Raw genomic sequence first — 11,848 nt, forward strand, 5'->3', positions numbered from 1 at the left:
TTACTTGTCCAGCGCCTTCAAGACCTTGTCGGTGATGTCGATGCGCGGGCTGGCCCACAGGGCTTCCTGCAGCACGATGTCATATCCTTCGATATGCGCCATCTGCTGGATGATGGTGTTGGCTTTTTCCGCGATGGCGCTGCGCTCTTCGTTCGTGCGCTGGCTCAGGTCTTCGCGAAATTCGCGCTGGCGGCGTTGCAGCTCCTTGTCCAGCTCGAAAAACTCGCGCTGGCGCTTGGCGCGCTCGGCTTCGCTCAGGGTGGGCATGTCCTTTTCCAGGGCTTCGTTGGCCACCTTGAAGCGGCTGCCCAGTTCCTGCACGGCTTTTTCGCGCGAGCGGAACTCTTCGGCCAGCTTGGCGCTGGCCGCTTTGGCCAGCTTCGATTCGTTATAAATACGTTCGCTGCTGATCCAGGCGATTTTCGACTCCTGAGCCTGCGCCTGCACCGGCAACAGCGAACTCCAGCACAATGCGATCACGGCAAGGGACTTGGGCAGGGTAGCGGATGCGGTGTTCATGATACTCCATGGTCAAAAGGTAAAAGCTGTCGCCCCGGTTCAGATGGCCGGTCAGAAACCGGTGCCCATCTGGAACTGGAAGCGCTCCAGGCGGTCCGTCGGCTTGGCGTTCAGCGGCTTGGCATAGCTCAGCTTGAGCGGGCCCACCGGTGAAATCCAGCTGATGCCCAAGCCAGCAGAATAGCGCAATTGCGAGATCCGCATTTTTTCGCCTTCCTGGTAGACCTGGCCGCCGTCAAGAAAACCGAACCAGCGCAGGCTGCGGTCATTGCCCGAACCGGGGAATGGCATCTGCAGTTCGGCGTTACCGATCAGGCGTGAAGCGCCGCCCAGTGCATCGTTGGTGCTCGGTTCGACCGCGCCCAGCGAGGAACTCAGGTAGCCGCGCACGGAACCGATGCCGCCGCCGTAGAAGTTCTTGAACACCGGGTACACGTGCTTGCCGATGCCGTGGCCGTAATCGAGTTCACCCTTCAGCGCCAGGGTGACCTTGCTGAACAGCGGACGGAAATACTGGTGCTCATAGATGGCACGGAAGTATTTCTGGTCGCCGATCAGGTCAGCCTCCAGGTTGACGCGCTGGTAGCGGCCGATCGATGGCGTCAGGGCGCTGTCGCGGCTGTCGCGCTGCCATGCCGCCGTCAGCGGGATGGAATTGGTCGTGGCCGAACCGATACCGTCCGACGGGCCGCCATTGTCGATCACGTACTGCTTGAAGCGGATCGGGCTGGTGATGTCGGTTTCGATGCGCGAACGCTCGGCGCCGATGCCGAAGAAGATGGTGTCGACTTCCGAGAACGGCACGCCGAAACTGACGCGGCCACCGGTTTGCTTGATCTTGTAGCTGCCGATGTTCAGCGCCGGCGGTTCCGTCGTACGCAGGTAAACTTCAAAGCTGCGCGAAATGCCATCGTCCGTAAAGTACGGATTGGTTTGCGAGAACGCAATCGTGCGGCTGTAATGGCTGGTATTGAGTTCAATGCCGACCGTGTTGCCGCTACCGGCGAAGTTGGCCTGCGAAATCGATGCCGACAGGGTGAACTTCTCCGATTGCGAGAAGGCGCCACCGATCAGGAAGTTACCCGTTGGTTTTTCCACCACCGTCACGTTGACGTCGACCTGGTCGGTCGAGCCCTGCGCTTCCGGCGTGTCGATGGTCACGTCCTTGAAGTAGCCGAGGCGGTCGACACGGTCGCGCGACAGCTTGATCTTGTTGCTGTCGTACCAGGACGATTCGAACTGGCGGAATTCGCGGCGGATGACTTCATCGCGCGTAGTGGTGTTGCCGGCGATATTCATGTGGCGCACGTACACGCGCTTGCCCGGATCGATGAAGAAAGTAAAACCTACTTCATGCTTGTCACGGTTGATTTCCGGATTGGCGTTGACGTTGGCAAAGGCATAGCCGAACGTGGCCAGGCGGTCCTGGATGCGTTTATTCGTGGCAGTCAGGCGCGCGCCCGAGTAGATCTCGCCTTCGCGCATCAGGTTCAGCGCCTTCAGCTCTTCTTCGCGGCCGAACATCTCGCCTTCGAACTTGGTGCCGGCGATCTTGTACTTTTCACCTTCGGTGATATTGATCGTCAGGTAAATGTCTTTTTTATCGGGCGTGATCGACACTTGCGTGGAATCGACCTGCATCTCGATATAGCCGCGGTCCAGGTAGTAGGACTTCAGCGCTTCGATGTCGCCCGTCAGCTTGGTCTTCGAATACTGGTCGGCCTTGGTGTACCAGCTGAACCAGCCACCCGTGTTCAGGGCCAGCTGTTCGCGCAGTTCCTTGTCCGTGAAGGCCTTGTTGCCGACGATGTTGATCTGCTTGATGCGGGCCACGTCGCCCTCGTCGACGGCGAACACCACGTTGACGCGGTTACGCTCGATCGGCGTGACGGTGGTGGTGATCTTCACGCCGTACAGGCCATGCGACAGATACTGGCGCTTGAGCTCCTGTTCCGCGCGGTCGACCGAAGCCTTGTCGAAAATCTTGGCTTCGCCGACGCCGATTTCCTTCAAGGCCTTGACCAGCACATCTTTTTCAAATTCCTTGGTGCCCGTGAATTCCACGGCAGCGATGGCCGGGCGCTCCTCGACCAGTACCACCAGCACGTCGCCATCGACTTCCAGGCGCACGTCCTTGAAAAAACCCGTCGCGTACAGGGCTTTGATGGCGGCGATACTCTTCTCGTCGGAGAACGTTTCGCCGACGCGCACCGGCAGGTAGCTGAAAACAGTACCCGCTTCAGTACGCTGGATCCCTTCGACCCGGATGTCCTTGACAGTAAATGGCTGGACGGCCAGCGCATGGCCGGCACAGAAGGCCATGACGGCGGCGCCGATCAGGCTGCGACGAAAGGAAGGCAAGGCAAAACGAGCAGAATGTAATTTCATTGGGGTTATTCAATGGGTAAATCAATGGACAACATACACAAAAGATTGCTTGTGCGACTCACGCAATGGCATCAACCACCGCCCTAATTCAGCAATCGCAACACGTCATTAAAGACGGCAAGCACCATCAAGGTCAGCAACAAACCGATCCCCAGGCGCTGGGCAATCTCGCCTACGCGCTCCGGCAAGGGGCGTCCGGTCAAAACTTCCAGCGAATAATACAGCAAATGCCCGCCATCCAGAACAGGAATGGGTAGCAAATTCATCACGCCCAGACTGATACTGATGAAGGCGATGAAGCTCAGGTAGCTTACCAGGCCGGTGCGCGCCGTCTGGCCCGCGTAATCGGCGATGGTAATGGGTCCCGTCACATTCTTCAGCGAGACCTGGCCGGTAATCATTTTACCCAGCATTTTCAGGCTCATGACACTCGTGTCCCAGACCTTGGTGGACGCCTTGCCCACGGCAGAGAACGGTCCGGATGCCACGGTAATCATATCCGGCACCTGCCCCAGCTTTGCCTGGATCTTACCAACTGTTACAGCTCCCGCTGTCCCCGCACCCGGCACGGCCTCCGGCGTAATGGGCAAGGTCAGGTCCTGGCCCTGGCGCAAGAGTTGCAATTGCAAGGTCCGGCCAGGCGCCTGGCTCAGGGTGGCGATGACGGACGCCACGTCGTGCACGGGCTGCTCGTCGATGGCCAGGATCTGGTCGTTTTTCTGCAGGCCGGCGCGCGCGGCGGCGCCGCCGGGCATGATTTCCATCAGGGTCGGCGCGGAACGGGCCAGGGTCAGGCCCAGCTTGCCCAGCACGTCGCCTTCCAGGTCCGTCTCCGTCAGGCTGGCCGTCGGCAAGGTCGCTTCCTGCTGGCCACGGTCGGGACGGCGCACTTCGATGCGCGCCGGCTGCTTGTCGAGGGTGGCCTGGATCAGTTCCCAGCGCAGCTCGGACCAGCTGGCCACGGCCTTGCCATTCACCGTTTCAACCGTATCGCCGCTGCGCAAGCCGGCCGCGTAGGCGGCCGTCTGCTCGGCCACGGGACCGAGCTTGCTCGACGGCTCTTCGATGCCATGCATGAACAGGCCCGCATACAGCACGATGGCGACGAGGAAATTGGCCAGCGGACCGGCGGCCACGATGGCGATGCGGCGCCACACGCTCTGGCGCGTGAATTCGCGGCGCAATTCGCTTTCCGGCAAGTCACTGAGGTCTTGCGCGCGGCTGTCGAGCATGCTCACATAGCCGCCCAACGGCAGCGCGGAAATCGCCCATTCCGTCTGGTCCTTGCCAAACTTGCGCGAATACACCACTTTCCCCATGCCGATCGAGAAGCGCAGCACTTTCACGCCGCACCAGCGCGCCACCAGGTAGTGGCCCAGCTCGTGCAGGGTAATCAGTGAACCGAGCGCGACGATAAAGGCCAGCAAGGTGGTAATCAAGGTCATGCGGCCAGCCTCTGGGCGATATACGCGTGCGCGGCCGCTCTGGCCAGGCGGTCCTGCTCCATCACGGCCTCGATGCTCGAGGCGGCGCCATGCGGCACCGTCTCGATCACGTGGGAGATGACTCTGTCGATCTGGCGGAAGCCGATCTGCTCGTCAAGAAACGCTTGCACGGCCACTTCATTGGCTGCATTGAGCAGGGCCGGCGCCGTGCCGCCCGCGCGCAAGGCGTCGAACGCCAGCGCCAGGCAAGGGAAACGGCGGAAATCGGGACGTTCGAACTGCAAGGTGGCCACTTGCGCCAGATCCAGCTGCGCCACGCCGGAAGCGATGCGCCGCGGATACGCCAGCGCATGCGCGATCGGCGTGCGCATGTCCGGATTGCCCAGCTGGGCCAGCACGGAACCGTCGATATACGAGACCATCGAATGGATCACGCTTTGCGGATGGATCAGCACCTCGATCTGGTCGGCCGGCGCGCCGAACAGCCAGTGCGCTTCGATCACTTCCAGGCCCTTGTTCATCATGGTGGCCGAATCGACGGAAATCTTGCGTCCCATGGCCCAGGTCGGATGCTTGCATGCCTGGTCCGGCGTGACCGTGTCGAGCGTCTCGACGTCGCGCGTGAGGAAGGGGCCGCCGGAAGCCGTCAGCACGATTTTCGCCACGCCCGCGGCGCCTGGCGCGCGGCCATGCGCGTGCGGCATGCATTGGAAGATGGCGTTATGTTCGCTGTCGATGGGCAGCAGCACGGCGCCGTTATCGTGCACGGCATCGATGAACAGCTGGCCCGACATGACCAGCGCTTCTTTATTGGCCAGCAATACTTTCTTGCCGGCGCGTGCCGCCGCCAGGGTGGGCGCCAGGCCGGCCGCGCCGACGATGGCCGCCATCACGCCCGTCACTTGCGGCGCGCTGGCGATGGCGCACAGGGCTTCCACGCCGTACTCGACTTGCGTAGCGACGCCCTGCCCGCGCAGCAAGCGCGTCAGTTCAAGGGCGGCGTCGGCCGTACCGACGACGGCGCGCTGCGGACGGAATTGCAGACACTGGGCGGCCAGTTCGGCCACGCGGCTGTGGGCGCTCAGCGCATACACGCTGTATTGCTCGGGATGACGCGCGAGCACGTCCAGGGTGGACACGCCGACCGAGCCGGTCGCGCCAAGAATGGTGATGTATTGCATGAGTTTCCTTAAAGCCAGCTGGCCACGAGGGCGGCAAATGGCAGGACCGGGATCAGCGCGTCGATACGGTCGAGTACGCCGCCATGGCCAGGCAACAGGTTGCTGCTGTCCTTGATGCCGGCGCGGCGCTTCAATTGGGATTCGAACAGGTCGCCGACGATGCTGGCGGCGACGATCAGCAACAGCACCAGCAAGGCCACCAGCCAGCCACGGCGCAGTTGCAGCTGCACGGCGAAGGTGTCTTGCAAGACCGGCAGCGATGGCGCGGCGACGATGGTGATGGCGGAGATCAGCAGCACGGCGATGCCGCCGCCGATCGCGCCTTCCCAGGATTTACCTGGGGAAATGCTGGGCGCCAGCTTGCGCTTGCCGAACGCCTTGCCCGAGAAGTAGGCGCCGATATCGGCGATCCACACGAGGGCCATCACGGACAGCAGGTACAAGGGGCTGTGCAGGAACAAGGCGATGATGGCGACGAAGCAGCCGACGATGGTCACCGGGTACACCAGGCTGAGCAAGGTATTGCCCAGGCCTTCGGTAGGTGGCAAGCCCGTCGCCAGCGAGGGCACGAAGCGGATCAGCCAGATGGCCACGCACAGGGCGAACCAGAAATTGAGCTGCGCCATGCCGTTACCGACAAAAAACGTATACGCGAAGGCGGCAGTCCAGACGGCGGCAATCAAGAGCGCCTGGCGATTTTTGAAAATGCGGAAGCTTTCCCAGACGGCGGCGCCGAAGAACGCCGTGGCGATCACGGCGAAGGCGGGGAAATAATTCAGATACAGAACCGGCAGCAAGACCGCCAAGAGGACCAGGGCGGTGATTATCCGTGTTTTCAGCATCAGTTTGTCTTTTCAGTTAATTGCGCGCTGGTACGGCCAAAGCGCCGTTCGCGCTGCTGGTAAGACGCGATTGCCGCGTCGAGGCACTCGTCATTGAAGTCGGGCCAGAAAGTCTCGGTGAAAAACAGCTCAGTGTACGCCAGTTGCCACAGCAGGAAATTGGAAATGCGCTGCTCGCCGCCCGTGCGGATGAACAGGTCAGGCTCGGGCGCATAGGCCATGGCCAGGTGCGGCGCCAGTTGCTCTTCCGTGTAAGCCTGCCCGGCAGGCTGGCCGTTGGCGGCGGCCTCGGCCGTCATTTTGTTGACTGCCTGCATGATGTCCCAGCGCCCGCCGTAATTGGCGCAGATCGTCACGGTCAGGCGCGTGTTGTGCGCCGTCTTGCGTTCCGCATTGGCGATCAGGGTTTGCAGCTGCTCGTTGAAGCGCGACAGGTCGCCCACCACTTTCAGGCGGATGTCGTTGGCATGCATCTTGACCACTTCGCGTTCCAGCATGGTGACGAACAGGCGCATCAGCATCGACACCTCTTCTTCCGGGCGGCGCCAGTTTTCAGAACTGAAGGCAAACAGGGTCAGATATTCGACACCCCGCTCGAGGCAGGTCTCGACGACACCGCGCACGGCGTCAGCGCCCTTGACGTGGCCAGCCACGCGCGGCAGGAAGCGTTTGGTTGCCCAGCGGCCATTGCCATCCATAATGATTGCCACATGGCGCGGCACAGTGCCAACCTCAGGTACTGCCGTTGTCGAACTCGAATAGATCATGAAAACACGAATACCAAAAATAAAAGATAACTATTATGCGCCAAATAGCACTGCCCGGAAAAGCCATGCTTTCCCGGGCAGCGTCAAAAGGACTGAAAACTAGACCGTCAGCACTTCTTTTTCTTTATCGACCACCATCTTGTCGATGTCGGCAATAAACTTGTCCGTCAGTTTCTGCACTTCTTCCGACGAGCGGCGCTCATCGTCCTCGGAGCAGGCTTTTTCCTTGACCAGTTTCTTCAGCGACTCGTTCGCATCGCGGCGAATGTTACGCACGGCAATCTTCGCGTCTTCCGCTTCGGTCTTGACCAGCTTGACCATTTCCTTGCGACGCTCTTCCGTCAGCGGCGGCGTCGGGACGCGGATCATGTCGCCCTGCGCCGATGGGTTCAAGCCCAGGTCGGCGTCGCGGATGGCTTTTTCAACGGTCGAAGCCATTTTCTTTTCGTACGGCTGCACACCGATGGTGCGCGCGTCGATCAGGGTCACGTTGGCCACCTGGGTCAGTGCCGTCGGCGAACCGTAGTAATCGACCATCACGTGGTCCAGGATACCCGTATGGGCGCGGCCGGTACGCACTTTGGCCAGGTCGGCCCGCAGTGTTTCCAGCGACTTCGTCATGCGTTCCTGGGTGTTCTTTTTAACGTCAGCTAAGGACATTGCTGTACTCCTTGTCTTGATAATAATGAATATTGCTACTTCGCTTGCGATGGGAACACTAGCGCAATCGGGAGTGCCGAAAACCGTTCAGGGCGAGGCGCTGCAACGCAGCCATGGACGGTTTCTCGGTGCTCCTTATTTCTATACGTGAACCAGCGTGCCTTCATCTTCGCCCATGATGACGCGCATCAGCGCGCCTGGCTTGGTGATCGAAAACACCTTGATCGGCAGTTTCTGGTCGCGGCACAGGGCGAATGCGGTGGCATCCATCACTTGCAGGTGCTTGGCGATGGCGTCGTCGAACGTAATCGTGTGGAACAGGGTGGCGTTCGGATCCTTCTTCGGATCGGCCGTGTAGACGCCGTCGACCTTGGTGGCCTTCAGGACGATCTCGGCACTGATCTCGGAACCGCGCAGGGCGGCTGCCGTGTCGGTGGTGAAGAACGGATTGCCGGTACCGGCGGCGAAGACCACCACTTTGCCTTCTTCCAGGTATTGCAGGGCTTTCGGGCGGACGTACGGCTCGACGACTTGCTCGATGCCGATCGCCGACATGACGCGCGCGACGATGCCGACGTGGCGCATGGCATCGGCCAGGGCCAGTGCATTCATCACGGTGGCAAGCATGCCCATGTAGTCGGCGGTGGCACGGTCCATGCCTTGCGCGCCAGGCGCGACGCCACGGAAGATATTGCCGCCGCCAATCACGATTGCCAGTTCCACACCCAATTTCGCCACCTCGGCCACATCGGCCACCATGCGCTCGATCGTGGCGCGGTTGATGCCGTAGGGATCATCGCCCATCAGGGCTTCGCCGGACAACTTGAGGAGGACGCGCTTGTAGGCTGGTTTTGACATGAGCTGGGGCTCCATAAATGAGGTTATTCGAGTATGACATGGCGCAGCGCCTTGCAGCGCCGGATAGGCGCGCGGGGCTGCCCATGTCGCCGCCCGGCACGACAGGTGCGGGCGGGCCAAAAAAACGGGCCTCTCGGCCCGCTTTACTTACGCTCCCTGGGAGGCAGCCATCTGTGCTGCGACTTCTGCTGCGAAGTCGTCTTGCTTCTTCTCGATGCCTTCGCCTACCACGTACATGGCAAAACCTTTGACGCTGGTGTTAGCCGCCTTCAGCATTTGCTCAACCGACAGCTTGTCGTTTTTCACGAAAGCCTGGTTCAGCAGCGATACTTCTTTCAGGAACTTCTGTACGGAACCTTCCAGGCGCTTGGCCAGGATTTCCGGCGATTGCGCTGGCTTGCCTTCGGCGGCCGCTTTGACTGCGTCTTCTTCGGCTTTCAGTTGGGCAACCGAACGCTCTTTTTCGATCAGTTCCGCAGGAACTTCGTTCGACGACAGCGACACTGGCTTCATGGCAGCGATGTGCATGGCCACGTCTTTGCCTACTTGCTCGTCGGCGCCGTCGAATTCGACGATCACGCCAATGCGCGCACCGTGCAGGTACGACGCCAGCTTGTTGCTGGTTTCGAAACGCTGGAAGCGGCGGATGGTCATGTTTTCGCCGATTTTGCCGATCAGGGCAGCGCGCACTTCGTCCAGGGTCTTGCCATCGAGTGGCAGGGCCAGCAGGGCAGCGACGTCAGCCGGGTTGTGTTCCGCTACCAGACGGGCAGCGTTGTTGGCCAGTGCCAGGAAATCGTCGTTTTTCGCAACGAAGTCGGTTTCCGAGTTCACTTCGACCAGGGCGCCTACGCCATTGGCGATGTAGGTTGCCACGACGCCTTCAGCGGTGATGCGTGCTGATGCTTTCGATGCCTTGCCGCCCAGTTTGACGCGCAGGATCTCTTCCGCACGTGCCATGTCGCCTTCGGCTTCGGTCAGTGCTTTTTTGCATTCCATCATTGGTGCGTCGGTTTTGCCGCGCAATTCGCCTACCATCGCTGCTGTAATCGCTGCCATGTGTTTCTCCTGATTCGGTGAGTCGATAGTCGCGGCCGGGCAGATATGCCTCGCCAGCGGTCTCTATCGTTTTTTTGTTAAAAAAAAGGGGGAGCTGCTGCCACCCCTTTTCCCTTACTGCTGTGCTTACACACGGCTATCTTGCGATAGCCTGGCCATTAAGCCTGTTCGTTTACTTCGACGAATTCGTCGCCAGCGGCTGCTTTAACCATTTCAACAACTTCGTTACCGGCAGCTGCACGGCCTTCGATGATTGCATCAGCAACACCGCGAGCGTACAACATGATGGCTTTCGAGGAGTCATCGTTACCTGGGATCACGAAGTTCACGCCTTCTGGGGAGTGGTTGGTATCGACAATGCCGATGACCGGGATACCCAGTTTAGCCGCTTCGGTGATCGCACCTTTGTGGTAGCCGACGTCGACGACGAAGATTGCGTCAGGAATGCCGCCCATGTCCTTGATGCCGCCGATCGATTTTTGCAGCTTGATCATTTCGCGGGAGAACATCAGCGCTTCTTTTTTCGACAGCTTCTCGATCGAACCATCTTCAACCATGACTTCCATGTCTTTCAGACGCTTGATCGAGGTTTTGATCGTTTTGAAGTTGGTCAGCATGCCGCCCAACCAACGTTGATCAACGAAAGGCACGCCAGCGCGTTGTGCTTCAGCAGCGATGATTTCGCGCGCTTGACGCTTAGTGCCAACCATCAGGATGGTGCCACGGTTTGCAGCCAGTTGACGCACGTGCTTCATTGCGTCCTGGTACATCGCCATGGTTTTTTCCAGGTTGATGATGTGGATCTTGTTGCGATGGCCGAAGATGAACGGTGCCATTTTTGGATTCCAAAAACGGGTTTGGTGACCAAAGTGGACACCGGCTTCCAGCATTTCGCGCATTGTTACGGACATTATTAACTCCAGGGTTGGGTCTGGAATCCGATCAGTCACCATACAGGCACCCTTGTCGACCGGATTCGCGTGTTTATATAAATTAAAGACACTGTTTTACTGCATTGCCCAAAAGAGAATTCAAGCAACCCAGGATTCTACACCGAAATGCCCATTCCATCAAGCCCACGGCGCAAATCGCGCGCGCAACGACGGCCAGCCTTGCACCACACTGGTGCAAGGCGTATCCACCATGGACTTTCCCGCAAAAATCGCCTGCCAGCCAGAGGATGGAGGCGGCGGATGCGGGGCGCCTCGTTTATAATTTCGACATATTTGCAGACGTTTCCTCATACGCTGAGATTCGTCTGTGCTTTTCACCCGAACATCTTGCAGATTGCGAATCACACCATGGCCACCATCCGAATTAATAGCGCCGCCGACATCGAAGGCATGCGCGTTGCCGGCAAGCTCGGCGCCGAAGTACTCGATTACATCACGCCCTTCGTCAAGGTCGGCGTCACGACCGGCGAACTGGACCGCCTGTGCCACGAATACATGGTCAACGTGCAAGGCACCATCCCTGCCCCGCTGAACTACTGCCCGCCAGGCTACACGCCTTACCCGAAGGCCATCTGCACCTCCGTCAACGACGTCATCTGTCATGGCATTCCCGGTGACAAGGTCTTGAAGAGCGGCGATACCGTCAACCTCGACATCACCGTCATCAAGGATGGCTACCACGGCGACAACAGCCGCATGTTCCTCGTCGGCACGCCCACCATCCTGGCCAAGCGCCTGTCGGAAATCACCTATGAATGCATGTGGCTGGGAATCGACCAGATCAAGCCGGGCGCCCACCTGGGCGATATCGGCCACGCCATCCAGCAACATGCGGAAAAAGCCGGCTACAGCGTGGTGCGCGAATTCTGCGGCCACGGCATCGGCAAGGTCTTCCATGAAGAACCGCAAGTGTTGCATTACGGCAAACCAGGCACCCTGGAACGCTTGGAAGCGGGCATGATCTTCACCGTCGAACCGATGATCAACTCGGGCCGCCGCGAGATCCGCGAAATGAACGATGGCTGGACCATCAAAACCAAGGACCGCAGCCTGTCGGCGCAATGGGAACACACGGTGCTGGTGACGGAAACGGGCTATGAAGTGCTGACCGTCTCGCCCGGCATGCCGCCACCGCCCGCCCTGATCCTGAACAAAGCCTGATTCTTCCATCCCACG

At 59.8% G+C, this 11,848-nt stretch carries 11 protein-coding genes; 1 reads left to right on the forward strand and 10 read right to left on the reverse strand.

Annotated features, from left to right (window positions below; translation table 11 throughout):
* The 10 genes from KY494_RS04830 to rpsB all read right to left on the reverse strand — a co-directional run bounded on the left by KY494_RS04830 (position 1) and on the right by rpsB (position 10,630).
* Positions 1 to 519 carry an OmpH family outer membrane protein gene (locus KY494_RS04830; protein WP_219135450.1) on the reverse strand — a complete coding sequence of 173 codons (519 nt, stop codon included), beginning with the start codon at positions 517 to 519 and terminating at the stop codon, positions 1 to 3.
* Between the two features lie 51 nt (positions 520 to 570).
* A complete protein-coding gene (bamA, locus tag KY494_RS04835; RefSeq protein WP_219135451.1) occupies positions 571 to 2,907 on the reverse strand; it encodes an outer membrane protein assembly factor BamA in 2,337 nt (778 codons plus the stop codon).
* 83 nt (positions 2,908 to 2,990) lie between these two features.
* Positions 2,991 to 4,352 carry an RIP metalloprotease RseP gene (gene rseP, locus KY494_RS04840; RefSeq protein ID WP_219890122.1) on the reverse strand — a complete coding sequence of 454 codons (1,362 nt, stop codon included), beginning with the start codon at positions 4,350 to 4,352 and terminating at the stop codon, positions 2,991 to 2,993.
* Positions 4,349 to 5,533 (reverse strand): 1-deoxy-D-xylulose-5-phosphate reductoisomerase, encoded by a 1,185-nt coding sequence (gene ispC, locus KY494_RS04845; RefSeq protein WP_219890123.1) that lies wholly within the window; start codon positions 5,531 to 5,533, stop codon positions 4,349 to 4,351. Before ispC ends, rseP begins: the two co-directional genes overlap by 4 nt.
* Positions 5,534 to 5,541: 8 nt before the next feature.
* Positions 5,542 to 6,375 (reverse strand): phosphatidate cytidylyltransferase, encoded by an 834-nt coding sequence (locus KY494_RS04850; protein WP_219135454.1) that lies wholly within the window; start codon positions 6,373 to 6,375, stop codon positions 5,542 to 5,544.
* Entirely contained in the window at positions 6,375 to 7,142 is a 768-nt protein-coding gene (gene uppS / locus KY494_RS04855; RefSeq protein WP_219135455.1) for a polyprenyl diphosphate synthase, read from the reverse strand. The genes KY494_RS04850 and uppS overlap by 1 nt, the downstream gene beginning before the upstream one ends.
* Before the next feature lie 99 nt (positions 7,143 to 7,241).
* Complete coding sequence (gene frr / locus KY494_RS04860) at positions 7,242 to 7,802, reverse strand: ribosome recycling factor (protein WP_071077757.1); 561 nt, start codon at positions 7,800 to 7,802, stop codon at positions 7,242 to 7,244.
* A 141-nt stretch (positions 7,803 to 7,943) separates the two neighbouring features.
* On the reverse strand, positions 7,944 to 8,660 hold the full coding sequence (pyrH, locus tag KY494_RS04865; protein WP_071077758.1) for a UMP kinase: 717 nt from the start codon (positions 8,658 to 8,660) through the stop codon (positions 7,944 to 7,946).
* Positions 8,661 to 8,807: 147 nt separating this feature from the next.
* Complete coding sequence (gene tsf, locus KY494_RS04870; RefSeq protein ID WP_010397617.1) at positions 8,808 to 9,719, reverse strand: translation elongation factor Ts; 912 nt, start codon at positions 9,717 to 9,719, stop codon at positions 8,808 to 8,810.
* A 158-nt stretch (positions 9,720 to 9,877) separates the two neighbouring features.
* Entirely contained in the window at positions 9,878 to 10,630 is a 753-nt protein-coding gene (gene rpsB / locus KY494_RS04875) for a 30S ribosomal protein S2 (RefSeq protein ID WP_219135456.1), read from the reverse strand.
* A 390-nt stretch (positions 10,631 to 11,020) separates the two neighbouring features.
* Here rpsB and map point away from each other — a divergent pair, with 390 nt between their 5' ends.
* On the forward strand, positions 11,021 to 11,833 hold the full coding sequence (map, locus tag KY494_RS04880; protein ID WP_219135457.1) for a type I methionyl aminopeptidase: 813 nt from the start codon (positions 11,021 to 11,023) through the stop codon (positions 11,831 to 11,833).
* Positions 11,834 to 11,848: the final 15 nt, after the last annotated feature.

Source organism: Janthinobacterium sp. PAMC25594 (genome assembly GCF_019443505.1).
GTDB lineage: Bacteria > Pseudomonadota > Gammaproteobacteria > Burkholderiales > Burkholderiaceae_D > Janthinobacterium.

Bases quoted from the DNA above. Each gene is read 5' to 3' on its own strand.
- KY494_RS04830 (WP_219135450.1), bottom strand. From the start codon at position 519: ATGAACACCGCATCCGCTACCCTGCCCAAGTCCCTTGCCGTGATCGCA.
- bamA (WP_219135451.1), bottom strand. From the start codon at position 2,907: ATGAAATTACATTCTGCTCGTTTTGCCTTGCCTTCCTTTCGTCGCAGC.
- rseP (WP_219890122.1), bottom strand. From the start codon at position 4,352: ATGACCTTGATTACCACCTTGCTGGCCTTTATCGTCGCGCTCGGTTCA.
- ispC (WP_219890123.1), bottom strand. From the start codon at position 5,533: ATGCAATACATCACCATTCTTGGCGCGACCGGCTCGGTCGGCGTGTCC.
- KY494_RS04850 (WP_219135454.1), bottom strand. From the start codon at position 6,375: ATGCTGAAAACACGGATAATCACCGCCCTGGTCCTCTTGGCGGTCTTG.
- uppS (WP_219135455.1), bottom strand. From the start codon at position 7,142: ATGATCTATTCGAGTTCGACAACGGCAGTACCTGAGGTTGGCACTGTG.
- frr (WP_071077757.1), bottom strand. From the start codon at position 7,802: ATGTCCTTAGCTGACGTTAAAAAGAACACCCAGGAACGCATGACGAAG.
- pyrH (WP_071077758.1), bottom strand. From the start codon at position 8,660: ATGTCAAAACCAGCCTACAAGCGCGTCCTCCTCAAGTTGTCCGGCGAA.
- tsf (WP_010397617.1), bottom strand. From the start codon at position 9,719: ATGGCAGCGATTACAGCAGCGATGGTAGGCGAATTGCGCGGCAAAACC.
- rpsB (WP_219135456.1), bottom strand. From the start codon at position 10,630: ATGTCCGTAACAATGCGCGAAATGCTGGAAGCCGGTGTCCACTTTGGT.
- map (WP_219135457.1), top strand. From the start codon at position 11,021: ATGGCCACCATCCGAATTAATAGCGCCGCCGACATCGAAGGCATGCGC.